Origin of the sequence: Cohnella hongkongensis, from assembly GCF_042654645.1 — a bacterium.
Classification (GTDB): domain Bacteria; phylum Bacillota; class Bacilli; order Paenibacillales; family Paenibacillaceae; genus Cohnella; species Cohnella hongkongensis.
This window is the reverse complement of record NZ_JBHSEP010000002.1, coordinates 414,065-435,526: the sequence shown is the minus strand read 5'-3', so window position 1 is coordinate 435,526 and position 21,462 is coordinate 414,065. Positions and strand designations below refer to the sequence as shown.

Sequence of the window (21,462 nt, the reverse complement as noted above, 5' to 3'; positions counted from 1 at the left end):
GTTGAGCGCCATGGGGGCATTTCTTAAACGCCTGGTCGCGGCCGTCCTCCTCTTTCTGATCCTGGCTGCGGGCTGGCCGGCAGGCAGCGCGAACGCCGCGAAGGTTCAGCGGTTCGATATCCGCACGGACAAGGATTATTTGATTGCGGGGCTTCCGTACGCGACCTCCGTCGTAACCGATAAAGCCGGCACTACGCTAATGTTCGCGACTTACGATTATTCCGTGAACAACGGCGCAACGTGGAGCATGCTGGACGTCGCCACGGCCGGCGGCACCACCAGCTTCCGCTTGCCGCTCGATCCGCAGCTGACGAGGGCGGTTTTCCGCATCGGAGCGGAGTTTCACCCTATCCTGGGCTCGAAGACGTATTCGGAGAAGACGATCGGCCCCTACAGCATATTGCAGCCGCTCGGACCGACGAACGTCACGGCCAAGGCGAACCCGGACGGCACGGTTCTGCTGTCCTGGGACGACAATTCCAATATGGAAACCCGATATCTGATTACCCGGAACGGACCTGACGGCACACAAGTTTTCGCCGTGGGGAATACGACGGAGTATGTCGGACCGATCGCTTATACCGACAAGAATACGAACAAAAATAAAGACACGATTTACGTCTATACGATATCCGCCGACATCGACGAGAAGTATCCGCTGCCGGACAATCTGCTTCCCGGTATCGTGTACGTCGCGGTCAAAACCAAAGCGCCGATCCATCCGATCAAGGCGATAACCGAAATACTCGATACGGACCTGGACAAATTTCTGAAAGCGCCCGTTCAGCCTGTCGACGACAAACGGTCGATTTTCGACAAGCGTCCGGAGCTTGTGATCCCCCAGTCGGTCTGGGAGGAATTCAACAACGGAAGCAAGACGCTGCCCGCCATAGCCGTTAACAGCGTCGAGCTGAACGTCAAGTCGGCGACGCTGCAGCCGGGGGCGACCTTCGCCCTCGTCGCGAAGGTGCTGCCGTCCGATGCGACGAATCGGAAGGTGGTCTGGAGCAGCGACGACGAGCGGGTCGCCCGCGTAACCGCCGACGGTCAGGTTGCCGCCCTCGCGCCGGGCACGGCGAAAATTACGGCGAAGACGGAGGAGGGGGGCTTTGCCGCCTCGGCTATCGTCACCGTATCGGAGCCTCAGGCCGAGGAGCAGGGCCCGGCGGAGCCGGAAATCAAGCTGAGCGATATTGAGGATCATCCGGCGAAGCCGGAGATTATGGAGGCGGTCGCGCTCGGCTTCGTGGCCGGCTACCCGAACGGCATGTTCCTCCCCGATGCGAACGTGACCCGGGCCGAATTCGCCAAAATGCTGATGACCGGACTGAACCAGACCGGCGATGGAGGCGAGCTGCCGTTCCGAGACGAAAAGGAGGTCGGCAACTGGGCCCGGCCGATGGTTGCGGAGGCGGTGAAGCTGGGCGTGATTCAAGGGTACGCCGACGGCACATTCAGGCCGAACGCCAACATTACGCATGCGGAAATGATGGCTATGGTCGTTCGCGCCTCCGGCTTCTCCGTGGACGAGACGCCGGGCCGAACGGGATTCGCGGACGATGCGTCCATTCCGGCTTGGGCGAAGCCGTCCGTCTCGAAGGCGCAGGAAACCGGGATCATCATCGTCGGAGGGCTCTCCGCGAGGTTCGAGCCTCAGGCGCTCTCCACGCGCGCCGAAGCGGCATCGGCGATCGTGAAGATGCTGCATGCCAGAAAAACGCAACCCTAACGTCCGATTGCCCGAGGAACGCCGCTGCCCGACGAGGGAAGCGGCGTTCCTCGCGTCGGCGGACGGATTCTCCGTCCTCCGGGAGGCGCCGCGCGCGGCCGAATCAGCGCCGCTTGGCGAACTTTCTGCGAAAGCCCGAGGGCGAGAGGCCTTCCTTCTTGGAGAAACAGGTGGAATAATGCGAGATATGATGAAAGCCTACCTCGTCCGCAATTCGGGCAATGGACCAGGAGGTTTGCAGCAGCAGCCGTTTGGACTGTTCGAGCCGATAATACTGGAGATAGGTCATGGGCGTCATGCCGTAGACTTTCAGCATCGTCTTGGCCAGATAATTGGGGTGATAGTTCAAGTTCTTCTGCAGCACCGAGTTCGTAATGTCGCCGGCGTAGTTCTGGCGAATGAACAGCTCGACCCGCTCGGCGAGCTGGATCGCGGTGGCGTTCGCCGGCGAAGCGAGATCGCGGTCCAGGTGCTGCAGGAACAGCTGGAAGGAAGCCTGGCGCTTCCAGTTGCGCAGCGACTGCGGCTCGTTCTCCTGTTGAAAGAAAGTCTCCAGCGCCTCGAGGGCTTTCGCCGACAGCTTCATATGCTTGGGAATAAAGATGGAGCAGACGTCGGCGTGGTTGAGATACGCCAGCTTCTTGTGCTCCTCGATCAGATTCAGCTGCTTGCCGAGACATTCGTTCATATCGCTGCAGACCTGCCAGCTGCCGAACGTCTGAAAATGGATCCAAATGATTTCCGTGTCCGTTCGGCAAGGCGCGCTGCCGTAATGGTGGCCATCCGGGAGAAGAATCAGTCCTTCGCCCTCTTGGAGCTCCCAGTTCTGGCCGTTCTCGCCGATCGGGAGAACCCCTTTACGAACGACGATCAGATCGAACACTCGAATGTAATTCCGGTCGATATGGGTGTCCCCGACCCCGTAATACGTATGACCGCAGTCCACAAAATAAGGAATCGGCGGCGAGATGAAGTGAAGAATCGCTGAACTCACGCTCGTTCCTCCCCCAAGTTGGAATCGTGAATCCCCCGTTAGAAAATGCTGGCAGCTTTATAGTACTCCAAACTTACCGCACAAATAAAGAGTTTTAGATAATGCGGCGCGACACAGGCTCCTCAAGGGGGGCGGATCGATCTTCCCCGAAGTAGCGGCGGGGTCCAGCCATGCCATCGTCATCCGCCGTCCGACTTCTTAAAGGTTGAAAATATTAAAAATCAGGTTGAAATTGATTGTTTTTTTCTCCGGCGATTCATGTCACAATTTTGTTAAAGCGCTTTCTTGTCGGAACGGCTTCTAAAAATAAAATCGGGCTCAAAAAAACGTCCGCAGAACGAAGCTGTGCTGCGGACTCGTCCGAGGGAGCAAAGCCGGCAGGTTGATGCTAAACGTTTAACTCGATAACTTGAGCTTTTAAGAGGTCGAGTCGAACGGTTAGAATCCAAACATTTCAATGTTGAAGGGAGAGCGGAGCAATGAAAGCAGGAAAGAAACTAGGGGCAGGTCTGCTCGCGGCGGCTTTGGCATTCGGCGTCGTCGGCTGCGGGGGCAACAACGGGACGAACACGGCTCAGCCGGGGACTCCATCGGGAGGAGGGGCTTCCGGATCGCCGGAGAAGTCGCCTTCCAAGACAGAGAAGGTCAAGATTACGTATTCGATGTGGGGCAGCGAGGAGGAAGGGAAAACCGTCCAGGCGACCGCGGACCAATTCAATGCTTCCCAGGACAGAATCGAAGTGGAAGTGGTGGCGATTCCGTGGGAAAGCTACATGACGAAGCTGAATACGCAAGCAACGGGAGGTCAGTTGCCGGATACGGGGATGCTGAAGGAGGACGGCGTCATCCAGTGGTCCACCGAAGGCATGCTGAACGACGTAAGCTCCATGTACGAAGGAAGCGACAGCAAGCCGTTGGACAGCCTGGCCTACAAATATCAAGGCAAGACGGTCGCTTATGCGGCGGCCAATGAAATTCTCCTCCTGTATTACAACAAGGACATGTTCGACAAGGCGAACGTGCCTTATCCGCCCTCCGTATTGGATCAGGCTTGGACGTGGGACGAATTCGTAGCGACGGCCAAGAAGCTGACGATCGACAAGAACGGCAAACATCCCGGCGAAGACGGCTTCGATCCCCAGAGCATCGTTCAGTACGGCGCGTCCGTCGAAAATCTGCCGTGGCAGCTGGAAACCTGGGCGCTTAGCAATGGCGGAGGCTATTATTCCGCCGACGGCGCGGAAGTGAGAATCGGGGAAGACGCCAGCATCGAAGCGATTCAGAAGGTCGCGGATCTTTACTTGAAGGACCACGTTGCGCCGTTGTCCGTCGGCCAAACCGACGACGGCATTCAGCGCACCATTATTGCGGGCACGGTCGCCATGGCCACGAACGGCCAGTGGAACGTCGGAACCAGCTTGAACGTCGCCAAGGAAGAAGGCCTGAACTACGGCGTTGCGGTGCTGCCTTACATGAAGGACAAAGTGACCCTCAGCACGGGAGGCGCGAACGTCGTATTCTCTCAGACCAAGCATCCGGAAGAAGCGATGGAATGGCTCAAATGGTATAACTCCGAAGAAAACAACTGGGGACTCATTAGCTCGGGAATTTGGATGCCGACGCTCGAAAAGTGGTATACGGACGAAACCCTCACCCGCAAGTGGGTCGAAAATCCGAACTTCCCTGCTTATGACGAGTACAAATCCGCGGTAGTCGATTATGCGCGGTCTGCCGCCGCAAAACCCGCCGCCTGGTTCTACACCAACCATACGACGGAATTCAACACGCTGCTCGGCTCGATTCTTGGGGATGTGTGGACAGGGAAGACAACCGCCAAGGACGCCATCTCCAAAAATCTCGAGGCTTTGAAAGCCGCTCATTCGGGCAACCAATAAAAAAGAGAGGAAGGATGACCGCCGGGATCGCGCAAGCGGCGGTCATCCTTTAAACATGAGGAGGGGAGAGAGATATGGAAACCGTTAATAGACCTCCGGGACGCCGCTCCCGTTTTTCTGCAGGCGAGGAGCGCGTGGCGTATATCTGTTTGATTCCTGCCTTCCTCGGACTGATCTTCCTGACGTATCTGCCCCTGGCCGGGGTGCTTGGAATCAGCTTGACGAATTGGACCGGGCTGAAAAATCCCGAATTCGTCGGCTTCGATAATTATATCAAGCTGTTTACTACCGATCCTTATCTGAAAGACTCCATCCTGGCGACGATCTATTTTGCCGCCTTGTCCGTCGCCGGAAGCATGATTTATTCGCTTTTTATCGCGATGCTGCTGAACCGTAAAATTCCGGCGAGAGGTTTTTTCAGAGCCGTATTTTACGTGCCGTTTGTTTTGCCGGCCGTCGCCATCTATGTCGGATGGTCCTGGCTTTACGAGGCGAATTTCGGATTTTTCAACTTTCTTCTCTCCGAGATCGGGTTGAACAAAATTTTGTTTATTGCGGATTCCAGATACGTCGTTCCTTCGCTGTCCGTTATTGCGGTCTGGCTGGCGGGGAACTTGATCGTTATTTTTCTGGCCGGGCTTCAGAACGTTCCGAGCGTCTACCATGAAGCGGCCGAGATGGACGGCGCGAACGGATGGACGCGTTTCCGGCATATCACCTTGCCCTGCATGACGCCGATCATTTTCTACAACCTGCTGCTGAGCCTCATCGCCAATCTCCAGGTCATAACGCCGGCTCTGGCGCTGACGAACGGCGGCCCCGGCAATGCGTCCCGATTCATGACCTATCTGATGTACGATCAGGCATTCGTCAACTACAAGCTGGGCTACGCCTCCGCGACGACCTTTATTATTTTCGCTATTCTAGCCGCATTTACCGTCGTTTTGTTCAAGACGTCGAGTCTGTGGATCTTCTCGGAAGGAGGCGACGACAAATGAGCGCAGCGGCATACGGCAGATTGAAGAGCAGGAAGCGCAAGGACCGGGCAGCGAACCTCGCGTCGCTGGCGATCGTCGTGATCTTCGCCATTCTCGTCCTCTTTCCGATCTGGTGGATCTTCCGCACGTCTCTGATGACGAACGCCGAGATTTACAAATACCCGCCCTCTCTGCTGCCGGGGCAATGGCTGTTCTCCAACTACGAGAGAACGCTGGAGGTATTCGAATTCTGGAAGTACCTGTGGAATACGATGGTCATTATCGTTCCTTCCTGCCTGGCGGGAACGTTTACGGCCACTTTGTGCGGATACGCCTTCGCGCGGCTGCGGTTTCGGGGCAAACAGCTGATCTGGGCCCTCTGCGTCGGCTCGATGCTGCTGCCCGCCATGGTTACGCTCATTCCGCTGTATATTGGCTGGACGCGGGGGCTGGGGCTCCAGGACAGCTATCTGCCGTTGATACTGCCTTATTTCTGCGGCGGCGGCGCTTTTAATATTTTTCTGATCCGCCAATTCATCCTCTCTATTCCGAGAGAGCTTGACCAAGCCGCGACGATCGACGGCGCCGGCTATTTCCGCATCCTGTTCAGCATTATTATTCCGGCGATCAAGCCGGCCATGATCGTCGTCGCGCTGTTTATTTTTATCGGCTTATGGAACGATCTGCTCCAACAGATGATTTATATTAATTCGAGCGATAAATACACCATTGCCTTGGGCCTTACGAATTTTAGAGGTCAATTAAAGTCGGACTGGTCGCTGACGATGGCGGCTACGTGTCTGTCCTTTGCTCCGGGCGTCCTTTTTTATCTGATCGGTCAGAAGTATTTTGTCGAGGGAATTACGCTGACCGGACTGAAAAATTAGCCTGAAGGCGTGTTCCATTGAAATGCGTGTTCAAAAAGTCGGCTTTTTGAACACCCTCTTGAAAGGAGAATTATCGAAATGCGGGTTAAGCTTATGGATCAATTCTGGGAGCCCAGAATTCGCCGGACCGTTCAGGAAACGATTCCTTATCAGTGGAAGGCGCTGAATGACGAGATTGAAGGCGCGGAGCCGAGTCATGCCGTAGAGAACTTCCGCATCGCGGCGGGCGAGCAGGCCGGAACGTTCTACGGAATGGTTTTTCAGGACAGCGATGTCGCCAAATGGATCGAAGCGGCTGCGTACGGCTTGCGGCACTTTCCGAATCCGCAGCTCGAAGCCGTCATCGATGCGGTTGTCGATTTGATGGGGAGGGCCCAGCAGCCGGACGGCTATTTGAACACGTACTTCTCGGTCGCAGAGCCGGAGAAGCGCTGGAAGGACTTCTCGTTCGGACACGAGCTGTACTGCGCCGGTCATTTGATCGAGGCCGCGGTGGCTTACTACGAAACGACGGGCAAGCGGGCCTTCCTGGACATGATGTGCCGCTACGCCGATTATATCGACCGAATCATGGGGCCGGAATCGGACCAGATGCATGTATACTGCGGCCATGAGGAGATAGAGCTTGCGCTCGTCAAGCTGTTCCGGGCGACGAACGAGCAAAGGTATTTGCGCTTGAGCCGGTACTTCGTGGAGGAGCGCGGCAAGCAGCCGAGCTTCCTGAAGGAGGAGCCGGGGTTCGGCGGCACGTTCAAGGACCGCTGGTTCGAGCTGGACTACCATCAGGCTCACGCTCCCGTAAGGGAGCAGGAGACGGCGGAGGGGCATTCCGTGCGGGCGATGTATCTGTATGCGGCTATGGCGGATCTCGCGATCGCTTGCGAGGACGCTACGCTGGCCGATTCGCTCCGCAGGCTGTGGGACCATCTGACCTCCAAGCGGATGTATATTACGGGCGGGCTCGGTTCGCAGGGCCATGCCGAGCGGTTCACCGTCGATTACGATCTGCCTAACGACACGGCGTACACGGAGACGTGCGCGTCCATCGGACTTGTCCTGCTGGCGTACCGAATGCTTCAAATCGAAACCGACGGCAAATACGGGGATGTGATGGAGCGCGTTCTCTACAACGGCATGCTGAGCGGGATTTCGCTGGACGGCACGCGATATTTTTACGTCAACCCGCTGGAGGTTCATCCGGCAGTCGCCCGCTACCGCCACGACATGCAGCATGTCAAGACGGAGCGCGTGCCGTGGTTCGGCTGCGCTTGCTGTCCGCCCAATATCGCTCGACTGCTCACTTCTTTGGATACTTACTTTTTCACGCAGAACGGGACGGAGATCGCCATGCATCTGTACGCCGCCAACGAGAGCGAGTTCGACGTTCTCGGGAGCGTCATGAGACTGCACACGGAAACTCGTTATCCGTGGGACGGCAGCGTTCGGGTTCAGGTGCACGCCGACGGGCCGATCGATTGCGCGCTTTCTTTCCGGATTCCTTCCTGGTGCAGACATCCCCGCGTTCACGTCAACGGGGAAGCTCTGGCGCCGGATGCCGTCGTCGAACGGGGATATGCTCGGATCCGCAGAGCGTGGAGGGAAGGCGACGAAATCGAGCTGTATTTCCCGATGGTCGTCGAGCGGATCGAATCCAACCCCAAAGTGCGCGAGAATGCCGGAAAAATCGCTTTGCAATACGGACCGATCGTCTACTGCCTCGAGGAAGCGGACAACGGCCCGGACCTTACGGATATTTGCTTCCCTGCGGAATCCGAATTCGCAGCGGCGTATAGGGAAGACGTTCTGGGAGGCGTGGTCGTCTTGTCCGGCGAGGGGCTGCGTTCCGATCCGGGCTGGGAGGACGAATTGTACAGGCCGGTCGCGCGAAGGAAGCACAGCGTCCCGATCTCGGCCGTTCCCTATGCTTTCTGGGGCAATCGGAAGCCCGGCGAAATGATCGTTTGGATTCGCGAAAAATAAAACGGTATACTTTCTTTAAGGATTCAAATCTTAAGGGGCCCCCGGTCAAGTCGAGCCGGGGGTCCTTTTAAGATACGCTATCCTTCTCTGAATCATCTCCGACATAAACGTTATCCCGCCGATCCTAAGGACGGCGTAAGCCGTTTATGCTTGCTTGGCGCGTTTGCAACCTAATCGCTTCGCGGCGCATCTTATTCATGTAGGGAGGGGAAGCCGGTCTGGATGTTGTGAGAAGATTGGTCGCCAAGGACGAGTCCGCGCTGCGGGAGCTGATGGCCGAATACGGCGACGAGCTGACGCGCACCGCGTACTTGCTCGTTAAGGATCGGCAGACCGCCGAGGAGGCGGTGATGGATGCGTTCGTGCAGGCGTACGCCAAGATCGGCCAGCTTAAGCAGCCCGACAAGCTGCGGAGCTGGCTGCTGCGCATCGTTGCCAACCGCTGCCGGATGAGGATGCGAACCTGGAGCTGGAGAAGCCTGCTCCCGTTCGAACGCATAGAGAGCTTGGCGGAGGGAGCGGAGCCCGGTCCGGAGGAGCTGCTTCTGGCGCGGTGGCGCGGCGAGCGGCTAAGCGAAGCGATCCATAGGCTCGATTACAAGTATCGGGAAGTCATTGCGTTATATTACTTCAACGAATTAAGCGTATCGGAAATTGCGGAGCAGCTCGGCAGCAACGAGAATACGGTGAAAGCCAGACTGTCCAGAGGAAGGGCGAGGCTGCGGGCGCTGCTGGAGAAGGGGGACGAAGATGGAGCGGGAGTCTATGAATAAAAGGCTGCGGGAGGAGCTGGAAGAGCTGCGGTTCGGCGGACAGGAGAACGTTCTGCGGCGGGTGCGTCCCCGGTCCTGGCGCGACCGGCTGCTGGCGCTGTGGAACAAGGAGCTGGAGATTCCCGTTGTGCCGCTCGGGCTGAGCTTTGCCGTTATTTTGGCCGTGGTCGCCGCTGCCCAGCTGAGAAATCCGGACGGCGGCGAGGAGGACGCTTCGATGGACCGCAGGCAGCTCATCGAAGTCGGCGGCAATACGTATTGGAAGGACGAATATGAGAAGGCGGTGGCATCGATTGAAAGTGAAGGTCAAGGTTAAGCATCTCGTCGTTGCCGTCTTGCTTGTAGGGGTCTCGCTGTCCCTGCTGCAGTTCGTCGTTATCCCCAAGCTTCAGGTCCGAGGGGCGGTCAAGGCGTACGAGACCGGCGCTCCGGGAGGCAAGGAAGCGATGCGGGCCGCCATCGATCAGGCTCCTTTGTCCAAGAGATGGGAGCTGATTCGGGAGTATATGATCTCTTACGTGGACGCTTCCCCTGCGCACAGCTTCGACGTATACGTCGGTCCCGGATCGGTGATGAGCAGCTTTCCGCGGGGGGACGGAGACAGCCGGATCTGGAGCTGGGAGGAGAAGCTGCCGTATTTGCTGGAGTACGCGGCGGAAGGGCCGGCGGACAGTTATCGTTTCAGCGCGGCGAATCAGTTGGCGCAGTATTATATGAGCGAGGGCGATTCCGATCAGGCGCTGGCCGTGCTGGAACAGGCGGAGGAGCGCGGAGGGAGCTGGCGGGCGCAGCTGATGCTGGAGCGCGCGAAGCTGTATGCGAATCTGGGCGACTCCGAAGAGGCGATGCGTCTGATCGAACGGCTGGAGAACGAGCCTCGGACCGTCGATATGGATTTCGGCGGATCGGTGGCCCAGCTCAAGGCGAAGCTGCTGATCGGGGAAGGGCGGGGCGAGGAGGCGCTGGAAGCGGTCGAGCGGGAGCTGAAGGCGTTGGAGGAGCGGACGGCGGAGCTACAGTCCGAGTTTCCGGACGGGAAGGATTTCGTTCCGGCCAAGCTGGAGGAGCTGAAGCTGCTGCGGGAGCAGCTGGAGAAGGCGCTGGACGGAACCGGCGCGACTGTGTCGGGAGCAGTAAGGCGCAGCGACGGCACGCCGATGGCGCGCGTCGGCGTGTTTCTAAGAAGCGAGCGGGACGTCCATCACAGCATCGTCGACGGCGAGCCGTATCAAACGTTCACGGATGCCCAAGGCCGCTACGAATTCCGCAACGTCGTTCCCGGCAGCTACCAATTGTATCTCGGACTGCTGTTCGACCAGATCGACGGCTGGACGTGGCCGGCGATGACCGACGACTGGATCGATGCGGGAAGCGGCGAGGAGTTGACAGAAGACGTCACGCTTCGGCCGCTGATCGATATCCAGGAGCCGGTCAACGAGGCGGAGCTGACCGGATCGACGGTCAAATTCTCCTGGGAGCCGGTCGAAGGAGCGGCGCATTATACGCTGTACGGAACGATCCCGATCGAGAACGGGACGACGAGCAGCTTGATCGAGGACCGAATCGCGGATTCCGAGATCGAATTGCCCGTCGAGAGGTGGTATGAAGCCCCGACCGGCTATTCCTCGCGCGAGGAAGACGGCAAGACCCTTCCGGATTCCGCTTCGGTTCTCGGCTTTTCGAATCCGGATCTGCGGTATGCGTGGTACGTGGAGGCGTACGATAAAGACGGCCGGCTGATCACGAGAAGCAACGGCTATCGGCTGAACGAGAACACGATGGGAGCGCTGCCCTTCTTCTATTTGAAAGGACGGACGTTAACCGCCGCCGATCGCCTCATCCTGGACGGCCGTTTGGACGAGGCGCTGGCCGAATATGAGCGGGCATATGAAGCCGATTCGCGCGATAGACACAGCCTGCATATGATGATTCGCATCTATGGGGCTAAGTCCGCCTTCCCCCGATCCGAGGAATGGAGCGCGGAGGCGATCCCGTATTTGGAGGAGATGCTCCAGCTTGCTCCGGGCAAGAAGGACGTTCTCTTCCAGTTGTTCGACTATTACGACGAGCGAAGGGAGTGGGCCCAATCCAATGCGTATTACGGGCAGTATGTGGAGGCGAGCGGCGGAAAGCCGGGGAGCTACACGCAGTCGAGGTATGCGACGTCCTTAATTAAGCAAAAGCGAGCGGAAGAGGCGCTTGTCCAGTTCCGCGAAGCGATGGAGCGCGACCGGTCGCATCGCTTCGTCGGCTATTATTTGGCCGCCGGGCTCTATGCCGGCAAGCCGTTCGAGCGAGTCGCCGAGCTGGCGGCGGCATATCCGGAGCGGGCGCCCTATGAGAGCGGCACGCCCGATTGGAGGAAGCTCGTCGAGGCTCTTGCGGAGGAGAGCCGCGCCTACGGGGAGGAGTACGGCAGGCAGCTCCTGGGCGCGCTGGAAGCTTGCTTCGAAGAGGATCGCCAGGCGATGGACGCAATCGAGCCGCCGGCGCTCCGGGCTTTCGCGGACGCCTTGCGCAACGTGAATTGAAGCGCCGGCAAGCCGTTCGGGGAGCGCCCTTGGCGGCTTCTCGCAGACGCCCGCATTCGGATCCGGATAAAAACCGAAAATCGCTGTCGCGAGCGAGGAGGCCGCCCTTAGCGGCCTCTTATGCCGTTAAGCTCGCGATTGCTTGCCTTGACTTCCCCGTGCGGCAAATCTACACTGGTATAATTCATACGGTTAACGCAATCGGAGGGAATGAGGTTGGCTTCAGTCGCGGAAGGAAACAGAGCGGCGGCGAATTCGGGAACCCGGACGGTTCTGCCCGTACTGTTCGCTATCAGCCTGGTCCATATGCTGAACGATTCGATGCAGGCGGTCGTCCCCGCTTTGTATCCGATATTGCAGGAATCGTTGAACCTCTCGATGGTTCAGCTCGGCTTGATTGGCTTTATGCTCAATATGACCTCTTCGGTCATGCAGCCCGTCGTAGGCGCCTATTCGGACAAAAGAACGCTTCCGAACATGCTTCCGATCGGTATGGGGCTGAGTTTAATCGGCATGGTGGGGCTGGCGCTGGCGCCGCATTTCTGGGTGCTGCTGCTGGCCGTCGTCTTTATCGGGCTCGGCTCGGCGATTTTTCACCCGGAAGGCTCTCGGGTCGTCTATTTCGCGGCCGGAGGGCGAAGAGGCTTCGCCCAGTCGGTTTATCAGGTCGGGGGCAATGCGGGAAGCACGCTCGGGCCGCTGATGACGGCGCTCATCTTCGTGCATTTGGGTCAGATCGGAGCGATCTGGGGGACGTTGTTCGCCGGCTTCGCGATCGCGGTGCTTCTCGGTTTGCTTCCTTGGTACAAGCGCAAGCTGGCGGAATGGGAGCGGCAGCGCGCGGCTACGGCGGCGGCCCGGGCGGCCGGCACGACGATAACCGAGAAGGCGAGCCATCCGCGGGTCAAATTCGCGATGGGGATGCTCGTGTTTCTCGTCTTCGCGCGGTCCTGGTACCATTCCGGGATCGGCAGCTTCTATCAATTTTATCTGAAGTTCGATTACGGGCTGACGACGCAGCAGGCGCAAATTCCGGTCTTCCTGTTTCTGGCGGCGGGCGTGCTCGGCACATTTTTCGGCGGCGTGCTCGCGGATAAGTTCGGCCTGAAGAACATGATCGTGTTCTCGATCGCCGGCGCTTCCCCGCTGGCGCTTCTGCTGCCGCATCTGCCGCTGGTCTGGCTGTATCCGGTCATCGCGCTGCTCGGCTTCGTCATCCTCTCCGGCTTCTCCGTGAGCGTCGTCTACGCGCAGTTTCTGATGCCGGCCAACGTAGGCATGGCTTCGGGTCTCACGACCGGCCTGGCCTTCGGGATGGGGGCGATTGGCGGAGTCGCTCTCGGGAAAGCGATCGACCTGTTCGGCATCAACGACGTTATGTTCGCTATCAGCTTTTTCCCGCTCGTCGGACTGTTTGCGATCCTGCTGCCCTCCGACCGAGCTCGCAAGCCGGCGCCTTGAACTTCTGCGCACTTCGAACGAAGCGCCAACCAAGCAGTCTCCCGAAAAGTCTCCGAAAGGAGGCTTTTTTTCTGAGTTGTGCCCTGTCGGGAGCGCCCGCATAACGGCCTGACGGGCCGCAAGAGACCGCCGCCCGCGCCAATCTGCCTGCGTAACGGCCCGACAGGCCGCAAGAGGGTTCGCCTTGCGAAGGCCATTCCATATGTTCATGCGCTCAAGGGTCTATCGTCGTTATTCGGCCGTTCGGAGGGTAGGGGGCGAAACAGTGGGACAGGCGGCGGGCCAAGGCGAAGTGTCGGCTCTCGCGAATCGCATCGAATCGTGCCGGACCGCCCGGAACGCGCCGAATCGCGCCGAATCGCGCCGAACCGCACCGAAACACCGGGCCGCCCGTACGCGCCAATCGTACTATCGCCCCGAATCGCACCGAATCGCGCCGAACTGTGCAAATTGGCGAACGCTGTAACCTTCGGAGTCAACGCTTCGTCTATACGAAATGAAACCCCGACATGGAATGGAAGCGAGTAGTCTCGGAAAGCGAGGGAATCTGAATTGAAAATACGAATGGCTGCACTAGCCACTGCCTTCTGCGCATTGCTGCTGATCGTGAGCTGTGTCGCGGAGAAGACGAACGGAGCGCCGGACGGAGGGGAAGTCTCGCAGGAGCACGGGGGCGGCAGCCCCGCACCGGGAGGCTCCTCGGCCGGCGAAGGGGAGCCGTCTTCAGCGTATCCGGCAGCGTCCTTCAAGCCGGAGGTGGAGGTTCGCGTCGAAGAGCCGATCGTCCGTAACGAAAGCGCGCGGACACTAAAGCAGGAGGAGATCCGGCTGCCGGCCAAGAAGCCGAAGGAATACGTTCAGGGTCTGCTGCAAACGAGGCTGAAGACGAAGTCCGGCAAGGAGGGCGTTCGGCTGAAGTTCTCGCTGACCAACCTCTCCGGCCGGGAGCTTAAGCTGACGTTCGGCTCCGGGCTCCGCTACGATTATGTCGTCGTGAACAGCCGGGATGAAGAGATCTACAGATGGTCCGAAGATAAAGTGTTCACGCAAGCGCAGATTGAATCGAAGCTGAAGCGGGACGAATCGCTCGAGTTCGAGGAGATGTGGAGTCTCGTAGACCGCGACGGGGCCCCCGTCCCGGACGGCGACTACGTCGTTCGGCTGCACATTCCGGTCCGCGTCGAGCTGCCGGACGGGCAGGCTGCCGATCCTGAACAGCTGAAGGCGGAAGCCGCCCTGTCCGTCAAGAAGGAGCAGAGCTAACTGCAGCTCTGCTCCACGTCTATCCGGCCGTCCGCGCGAAGCGTGACTGTGGCCGTCCCCGACAGACTCTCCGTATAGCCGCAGACGACGGCTTCCTTCACTTCGCCGCCGGAGAAGTAAAACTTCTGATAGACGGCGCCTTCTCCGCTCAGGCTCAGCTCAGGCTTGATGCGGGCCGATTCCCCGGCCTCGATCGCCTGCCGGTAGGTATGCTTGGAGCTTCCGGACACGATGCCGCTCTCGACGGAGACGAGAGCGGCATCCGTCTCGTTGACGACCGTAACCCGCAGCGGTCCGAACGGTTCGACCAGCTTGATTCCCCACAGAATGAGCAGCACCAGCACGGCGGCGATAGCCAGATAGACGATCATCAGGCTTCTTAGCAGCTTCATGGCGTTCGATCACAAATCCCTTCGCAGCGCGCGAAGGACGTCGATTCGCGTCGCTCTCCGGGCCGGGCGGGAGCCGGACAGCAGGGCGACGGCGAGAGAGATCAGACCGGCGAGCGCAGCCAGGTAGCCGGGAATGAAGGAAAAGCGGAAATCTTTCGGAACCTGTTCGTCCATGAAGCCCTGGATGATCAGCGGGAGCCCGGCGTTCACGGCCATCGAGACGACGTAGGCGACTGCGGTGCCGATCGCCGCGCCGAGCAGGCCGATCATGGCGCTTTCCAGCAGGAAAATTCGCCGAATGGCCGAAGGATGAGCGCCGATCGCCTTCATGATGCCGATATCCTGCGCTCGTTCGGTAACGGCCATCGTCATCGTATTGTAGATGCCGATGGAGGCGATGAGCACGGCGATCGTGCCGACGAATACAAGGCCGATTTTCATGATGAGAAAGATAAGATTGATCTGCTCCAGCTCGTCGGCGACGGAGTGGATGAAGTAGCCCCGCTCCCGAATTTCCTCGGAAATCCCCTTCACTCGCGAAGCGCTGTCGGCAATGACCTGAACCTGGTTGTATGGCCGCGGCTCCTCCAGTCCGGGAGGCTCGTAGCCTTCGGCGTTTTCCTTGTCCGGCACCACTCGCGGCTCGCCCCACTGCGTGCCGGTAAAGCTCTCGATTTGCTCGAGAACGCCGCGGCCGACGTAAAGATTGGAGTCCGTCTGCCACTCGCGGGTCGGCTTGGCGGCGATGCCGACGATCCGGGCCTCGATGGCTTTCTTCCGCACCGATCCGTCCGTTTCCAGCTGGAACGCCTCGAGGCTCATCGTTTTGCCAAGCCATTCCTCGGCGGCAGGAGGTTCTTCGCCCGGCTTTAAGTCATCTTCGGCCATACGCACATGATAGCCGGCGACGATCTCGCCTTCGGCTTGCGGGAGCCGCCCGGCGCTGAGCGCGAAGCCGGCCTTCGACTCGGCCTCGAAGTCGACGTGGTAGACGTTTCCGCTGCCTGCCGCGACGCCTTCCACAGAGCGCTGCAGCGTTTGCCGAACGATGTTGCGGTACGTGACGGCTTTAACATGGTCGATGGAGCGCATAGAGGCGATGCTTTCCTCGTCCAGCTCGCGGATAACGCCGTCCTCGGCTGCTGTGCCGTAGATGTCGATGGCGGTGACGAGCCGGTCTCCGACGGCTTTGTCGACAATGCTTTTCTGCAGACCGAACCCGACGGAGGCGAGCACGATCAGGAAGGAGCAGCCCATCGCCGTCGCAAGCACGGTCATGAACAAGCGGGTTTTGTTTTTCTTCATATTTTGCCGGACGAACCGGATCTGATCATTGAATTTCATAAGGGCGGTCTTCTCCTTTCCCTGGGGCGTTCAGCAAATGGCCGTCCTTCAACGCCACGGTGCGATGCGCAGTGGCGGCGACCTGCTCGTCGTGAGTGATCAGGACGAACGTAATGCCGAGCTCCCGGTTCAATTCCTTGATGAGAGCCAGCAGCTGGCGCTCGTTGTCGCTGTCGAGGCTGCCGGTCGGCTCGTCCGCCAGCACGATCGGCGGATTCAGCATTAATGCTCTGGCGACGGACACTCTCTGCTGCTGCCCCCCGGACAGCTCGCCCGGGTAGTGGCCGGCGTATTCGGCGACTCCGACCTGATGGAGCAGCGCCATTACCCGCTTCTTGCGCTCCGCGGCGCCGATTCCCTTCAGCACGAGGGGCAGCTCCGCGTTCTCGAAGGCGGTCATGCTCGGGATCAGCTGAAAGCTCTGGAACATAAAGCCGAGATGAGCCAGACGGAAATTCGCCCAGTCCCCTTCGCTCAGTCCGGTTACGGTCTGCCCGGCGACGCGGATCGTTCCCGAAGTCGGCCGGATATACCCGGACATCAGGTTGAGCAGCGTCGATTTGCCGGAGCCGCTGCGTCCGACGATCGCGACGATCTCTCCCGCTTCGACGTGAAGATCGATATGGTGCAGGACGGGAACGACCCGTTCCTTGCCTTTTTTTCCGATGGAGAATTGATGGCTGACTTGAATCATTTCTATCATGCTCGCTGCCTCCGTTCCGATATGGCTGAACCGATGAGCTTCGTCTTAATGGAAAGCGGCCGCTGTCGGCGCTCTTGCGAAGCTCTCAGCACAAGACGATTATACAGGAGAAGATCTTAATGATTCGGTAACAACACCTAAAGAAAATCTTAAGATTGAAGAAGCCCGAAAGAAGGACTTTAACGAGGGCTCATCGAATACAAGAAATAGAAAACGTTTTCCATCAGTGAAAGGAGGAAGACCAATGAACGGAAATCAGGCATCGAAGATGGCGGCGGTGGTCCTGCTCGGAGGCACGGTTCTTCAGGGCTGCGTCGAAGGAGGGCCGTCGGCGCCGTCCGCCTCTCCGGCAACGAAGCCTTCCGCGGCTTCCGCTTCCGCGCCCGCGCCGTCCGAAGGGAAGCCGGCGATGGAGCTGAGAATTCACCTGAACCAGATCGGCTACGGAACGGAAGCGGCCAAAACCGCCGTCATCGCCGCGGACGAGCCCTATCCGGAGCTGAAGGCGGTCGTGACGGAGGCGCATGGCGGCGGTCGGCCGGTCTGGGAAGGAACGGCGCCCGCCGCGCAGTACGACAAGCTGTCGGGAGACTGGGTATCCCGGATCGACTTCACGGAGCTGAAGGCGGAAGGACAGTATCGGATGGAGGCGGAAGGCAGCGTATCTCCGCCGTTCCGGATCGGACGCGCCGTCTATGACGAACTGGCCGATCGCGTAGCCCGTTCCTACCGGCTGCAGCGCTCGGGTCAGGAGATCGACGATCCGGCGCTCGGGCTGCGAGTGGAGGCAGGGCATCTGCAGGACAGGGAGGCCGTGCTGTTCTACGAGGACGAACGGGGGCGGCGTCCGATCGTCGATGCGAGCGGAGGCTGGTACGATGCCGGCGACTACGGGAAATACGTGCCCCCGGCGGCGGTGACGGTCGCTCAGCTGATGCTGGCGTACGAGCTTCGTCCGGACTTCTTCGCGGAGCGGAAGTTTCTGAGCGAAGGGGAGAAGTCCCATTGGGAGAGGGCGGGCGGCGCCCCCGATCTGCTGACGGAAATCAAGTTCGAGCTGGATTGGCTGCTGCGCATGCAGCGGGAGGACGGAGCGGTCTACCATAAAGTGAGCGGCGGCGTATTTCCGGACTTCATCGCTCCGGCGGAGGATGTGCAGGACCGATCGGTATACGGCCTGTCGACGTACGGAACGGCCATGTTCGCCGCAGCGACGGCGATGGGGGCGAGAGTATTCGAGCCGTTCGACGCCGCGTATGCGGCCGAGCTGCTCGACAGAGCCCAGCGGGCGCAGTCGTGGCTGGACCGCCACCCGGACGCCTATTTTCGCCTCGACGAGCTGCAAAACAGCGGATCCGGTCCCTACGACAAGTCGACCGACCGCGAAGAGCGCTACTGGGCGCTGGCCGAGCTGCTGAAGACGACGGGGGAGGCCCGGTACGGAGAAGCGCTCGCTTCCGGCTACGCCGATCTGTCGGCCCGCTTGCCGGGAACCGTCGGCTGGAACGACGGGCAGCTGCTCGGCCAATGGGCGGAGGCGACGGCCGAGCGGGCTTCCGCGTCCGGCAAGGAAGCGGCCGCCCGGGCCATCGACGCGGCCGCTGCGGAGATTGTCGCGAACATCGAGCGCGACGGCTATCGGAGCTCCCTGAAGGAGCAGGATTACACGTGGGCGTCGAACAAAATCGCCCTGGCGAAGGGAGAGCTGCTGCTTCTCGCCAACGAGCTGGCGCCGGCTTCCGAATACGTTGCCGGAGCCGCTGACCAGCTGCACTACGTTCTGGGCAGGAACGCGCTCGGCATGAGCTTCGTCACCGGAGCCGGCACGACTTTCCCGAAGCGTCCCCATCATCGGATATCCGCAGCCAGCGGCATCCTCGTGCCGGGACTTCTCGTCGGAGGACCGAACCGCCAGCTGAACGATCCCGTGCTCGAGAAGCTTGCCGGCCAAGGGCTGCCGCCCGCGAAGAGCTATGTCGACGATCTGTTCAGCTACGCCGGGAACGAGTATGCCATCGACTACAACGCGCCGCTGCTGTTTACGCTGGCGTTCCTGGAGTGAGCAGCGCCGGAGCCGGAGCCGGAGCTTATCGGACCGTCAGGCGAACCTCGAGGCCGGAAGGATCCCGCGTCCGCAAGTGCCCGTCCGCCCGTTCCGCCTCGTAGCCGGACTGCTTCAGACGGCCGGCAATGCGTTCAAGCTCGTCCTCGTCGGGGACGACAATCGTGTAATAGGTCAGGCCGGTCGCGTCTGCCCGGGCCGGAGGCACGCCGACGCCGGCCCATACGTTCAGGCCGATATGGTGGTGATATCCTCCGGCGGAGATGAAATAGGCGCCCATCGTGCGCGACATATCCGCGGCGATCTCGAAGCCGATCGCGTCGCAATAGAAGGCGCGGGACGCGAAGAGATCGCTGACGTGCAGATGGATGTGGCCGAGTATCGTGTCCGGCGGGAGCCCGTTCCAGGGGGCGTCTCCGGCAAGCCGCAGCAAGCCCCGGACATCGACCGGATCGGTGCCCATCACGTAGTTGCCGCTAGCGTCCTTGCGCCATTGCGAACGGGGGCGGTCGCAATAAATCTCGATCCCGTTCTGGTCGGGGTCGGAGAGGTACAGCGCTTCGCTGACCAGATGATCGCCCTGGCCGACGGGAGTTCCGGATTCGATCAGCCGGCGCAGCGACAGGCCGAGCTGCTCGCGGGTCGGCACGAGAATCGCGAAGTGGTACAAGCCGGCGGCCGATCGTTCCGGCGTGACGGTGCCGCCCGGAATCTCCTCCAGGACGAGAAACTCCGTCCGGCCGTCAACCGTCAGTCTGGCGGCGGAATCGGAGCGGTCCAGCAAGCGGAAGCCGACGACCTCCTCGTAAAAGCGGATAGAGCGGTCCAGGCTGACGACTCTGAGCTGCAGCCGGCCAAGCGAGGTGTCGGGATGAATCGGTCGGGCCATCGGTCATTCCTCCGTTTTTTCAAAAACGGCCCGTCAGGCTCGAGGCCTGCGGGCGGTCGTTAGAATTGTTTTGTTATTGCCGATGAGTGGCTTGAGCAAACCTCTCCTGTATGAGGGAATTGCTGAGCTTCCAGGCGGACAAATCCTCCTGCACGAGCTGCGTCGAAGACTTCTTGGCGGGAGCGAACAGAAGCGCGTCCTTCGGCTGATCGCCGACGGCCAGACTGACTTCTCCGTTCTTGGATACGTAGACGTTCATCTCGGCATGCCTCCCAAAACCATTTTGACCATCAGGACGAGATAAGGATTTTTATTCATTATAGCATCATTGACGCTTTCCTGGTAGCTGACGTATTTGCGGCTGTCCCAGCCCGGTCCGGCGGGAAAATGCAGCGTCAGGACGTGCTCGCGGTGCTTGAAGCAGGCGTAGAACATCATCTTGCTTTGCGTGAAGTGGACGGTGTCCTTGTTCATCTGGTACGTAAGGGCGACATAGGAGCTCTTGTCGTCCGGCCGGAACGAGCGATTCCATGCGACGTCGCCCCATTTGGCCACGAAACGCATCCTGTCGTTGTCCCGGACGTACAGCGTCGCTCCGATGCAGGCCTCGTACGTCCCGACCGTCTCGGACACGTAGGCGCCGTACCGGTGCTCGATCGGCCCGCCCGACATCCGGCTTCCGACCGCGCTTAGAATCGCTTCGCAGTCCGGTCCGTCCGGCCCCGGCTGCAGGGAGACCAGCTCCGACAGCAGCCGGAACGCTTCGTCCGACTGCGCCAGCCGGCGGCTGTTCTCGGCGATCGAGCGTCGAAGCGGCAGCAGCATGGAGCCGCGCCGCAGCAAATCGCTGAAATAGGCGGGCCAATCGATGCGGACGCCAAGAGAGAGATCGTCGATATACACGTTGCGGACGGTCAGATCGTGAAGCAGAAACCAGACGTAAGGATCGACGTGAGCCGGCAGGCCGGGATGGTGGCGGAGCGCGGCCACGAGCTCGTCGGTGGACGGAGGCCGTCCAGACTCGGCGATATATTGCTCCAGAAACTCGTCGATCCACCGGCGCGCCGTTCCGAAAAAAGCGGCCTTAACCGTCGCGTCCGCGAACACGAGGACGGTTTTGCTTTTGTCGTAGGCTTGAATGAATTCCAGATGGGTCACCGTCCGCTGCGATTCCCGGTCATAGGTGCCGCCGCGGCTGCCGATGAAGAGCAGGAAGATATCGGCTTCCCCGACCGCGTCGAGGCACTTGGACACCGGATCCGCATGCGCCGGCCACGGTCCGAGGTTCTCCTCCCACATGACCGGCTCGTGTCCGAGCCGCCGCAGCTCGTCGAACGCCTCCTTGCGCAGCCGCTTCAGCCCGTCCTCGTGGACCGAGCTGATGAAGATTTTCGCTTTGATCAATTCGCCATCCCGCCCCCCGCCCTATTGATTAATTCCATTATAACCCATCCGCCCGGAACATGCCCGGCCCGCGAGGCTCGAACCGGCCGTGTTTCATACTCAGCATTTTCAATTGGCTTCAAATCGAATAAACTGAAAGGACAACGTCGGTCTTGTCTCTTGTTTTTTTGAATTAGGA

Annotated in this window: 18 protein-coding genes; 11 read left to right on the top strand and 7 right to left on the bottom strand. The window is 59.8% G+C overall.

Annotated elements, in window-relative coordinates:
* Positions 1 to 10 precede the first annotated feature (10 nt).
* The gene (locus ACFO3S_RS05135; protein ID WP_378093170.1) at positions 11 to 1,729 is read left to right on the top strand and encodes an S-layer homology domain-containing protein; all 1,719 of its coding nucleotides are present in this window, start codon (positions 11 to 13) and stop codon (positions 1,727 to 1,729) included.
* Between the two features lie 103 nt (positions 1,730 to 1,832).
* Here ACFO3S_RS05135 and ACFO3S_RS05130 read toward each other — a convergent pair whose 3' ends face one another.
* A complete protein-coding gene (locus tag ACFO3S_RS05130) occupies positions 1,833 to 2,723 on the bottom strand; it encodes an AraC family transcriptional regulator (RefSeq protein WP_378092986.1) in 891 nt (296 codons plus the stop codon).
* A 479-nt stretch (positions 2,724 to 3,202) separates the two neighbouring features.
* Between ACFO3S_RS05130 and ACFO3S_RS05125 the strand changes: the two genes are divergently transcribed.
* From ACFO3S_RS05125 to ACFO3S_RS05085, 9 genes are all read left to right on the top strand, one after another.
* Positions 3,203 to 4,618, top strand: coding sequence for an ABC transporter substrate-binding protein (locus tag ACFO3S_RS05125; RefSeq protein ID WP_378092984.1), 1,416 nt, complete (start codon positions 3,203 to 3,205; stop codon positions 4,616 to 4,618).
* Positions 4,619 to 4,692: 74 nt separating this feature from the next.
* Positions 4,693 to 5,616 (top strand): carbohydrate ABC transporter permease, encoded by a 924-nt coding sequence (locus ACFO3S_RS05120; protein WP_378092982.1) that lies wholly within the window; start codon positions 4,693 to 4,695, stop codon positions 5,614 to 5,616.
* Entirely contained in the window at positions 5,613 to 6,482 is an 870-nt protein-coding gene (locus ACFO3S_RS05115; RefSeq protein WP_378092980.1) for a carbohydrate ABC transporter permease, read from the top strand. Before ACFO3S_RS05120 ends, ACFO3S_RS05115 begins: the two co-directional genes overlap by 4 nt.
* Positions 6,483 to 6,560: 78 nt before the next feature.
* Entirely contained in the window at positions 6,561 to 8,462 is a 1,902-nt protein-coding gene (locus ACFO3S_RS05110) for a glycoside hydrolase family 127 protein (RefSeq protein WP_378092978.1), read from the top strand.
* Positions 8,463 to 8,689: 227 nt separating this feature from the next.
* Positions 8,690 to 9,235 (top strand): sigma-70 family RNA polymerase sigma factor, encoded by a 546-nt coding sequence (locus tag ACFO3S_RS05105; RefSeq protein ID WP_378092976.1) that lies wholly within the window; start codon positions 8,690 to 8,692, stop codon positions 9,233 to 9,235.
* On the top strand, positions 9,228 to 9,551 hold the full coding sequence (locus tag ACFO3S_RS05100; RefSeq protein WP_378092974.1) for a hypothetical protein: 324 nt from the start codon (positions 9,228 to 9,230) through the stop codon (positions 9,549 to 9,551). The genes ACFO3S_RS05105 and ACFO3S_RS05100 overlap by 8 nt, the downstream gene beginning before the upstream one ends.
* Positions 9,535 to 11,766: a tetratricopeptide repeat protein gene (locus ACFO3S_RS05095; RefSeq protein ID WP_378093168.1), complete on the top strand. Its 2,232-nt coding sequence runs from the start codon at positions 9,535 to 9,537 to the stop codon at positions 11,764 to 11,766. Before ACFO3S_RS05100 ends, ACFO3S_RS05095 begins: the two co-directional genes overlap by 17 nt.
* A gap of 210 nt (positions 11,767 to 11,976) precedes the next feature.
* On the top strand, positions 11,977 to 13,227 hold the full coding sequence (locus ACFO3S_RS05090) for an MFS transporter (protein ID WP_465251397.1): 1,251 nt from the start codon (positions 11,977 to 11,979) through the stop codon (positions 13,225 to 13,227).
* A 552-nt stretch (positions 13,228 to 13,779) separates the two neighbouring features.
* Positions 13,780 to 14,490, top strand: a complete 711-nt coding sequence (locus tag ACFO3S_RS05085; protein WP_378092970.1) for a BsuPI-related putative proteinase inhibitor — start codon at positions 13,780 to 13,782, stop codon at positions 14,488 to 14,490.
* On the opposite strand, the gene ACFO3S_RS05080 is transcribed toward ACFO3S_RS05085, so the two are convergent.
* Genes ACFO3S_RS05080 through ACFO3S_RS05070 form a run of 3 tightly spaced genes read right to left on the bottom strand, consistent with a single transcriptional unit; the run spans position 14,487 to position 16,929 of the window.
* The gene (locus ACFO3S_RS05080; RefSeq protein ID WP_378092968.1) at positions 14,487 to 14,882 is read right to left on the bottom strand and encodes a hypothetical protein; all 396 of its coding nucleotides are present in this window, start codon (positions 14,880 to 14,882) and stop codon (positions 14,487 to 14,489) included. The two genes, ACFO3S_RS05085 and ACFO3S_RS05080, sit on opposite strands and share 4 nt — an antisense overlap.
* 9 nt (positions 14,883 to 14,891) lie before the next feature.
* Complete coding sequence (locus ACFO3S_RS05075) at positions 14,892 to 16,226, bottom strand: ABC transporter permease (protein WP_378092966.1); 1,335 nt, start codon at positions 16,224 to 16,226, stop codon at positions 14,892 to 14,894.
* Entirely contained in the window at positions 16,213 to 16,929 is a 717-nt protein-coding gene (locus ACFO3S_RS05070) for an ABC transporter ATP-binding protein (RefSeq protein ID WP_378092964.1), read from the bottom strand. Before ACFO3S_RS05070 ends, ACFO3S_RS05075 begins: the two co-directional genes overlap by 14 nt.
* Before the next feature lie 244 nt (positions 16,930 to 17,173).
* Between ACFO3S_RS05070 and ACFO3S_RS05065 the strand changes: the two genes are divergently transcribed.
* Positions 17,174 to 18,991: a glycoside hydrolase family 9 protein gene (locus ACFO3S_RS05065; protein ID WP_378092962.1), complete on the top strand. Its 1,818-nt coding sequence runs from the start codon at positions 17,174 to 17,176 to the stop codon at positions 18,989 to 18,991.
* A 25-nt stretch (positions 18,992 to 19,016) separates the two neighbouring features.
* Here ACFO3S_RS05065 and ACFO3S_RS05060 read toward each other — a convergent pair whose 3' ends face one another.
* The 3 genes from ACFO3S_RS05060 to ACFO3S_RS05050 form a co-directional block, all read right to left on the bottom strand.
* Positions 19,017 to 19,880 (bottom strand): VOC family protein, encoded by an 864-nt coding sequence (locus tag ACFO3S_RS05060; protein ID WP_378092960.1) that lies wholly within the window; start codon positions 19,878 to 19,880, stop codon positions 19,017 to 19,019.
* A gap of 73 nt (positions 19,881 to 19,953) precedes the next feature.
* Positions 19,954 to 20,139, bottom strand: a complete 186-nt coding sequence (locus ACFO3S_RS05055; protein ID WP_378092958.1) for a hypothetical protein — start codon at positions 20,137 to 20,139, stop codon at positions 19,954 to 19,956.
* A complete protein-coding gene (locus ACFO3S_RS05050) occupies positions 20,136 to 21,284 on the bottom strand; it encodes a DUF4062 domain-containing protein (RefSeq protein ID WP_378092956.1) in 1,149 nt (382 codons plus the stop codon). The genes ACFO3S_RS05055 and ACFO3S_RS05050 overlap by 4 nt, the downstream gene beginning before the upstream one ends.
* Positions 21,285 to 21,462 lie beyond the last annotated feature (178 nt).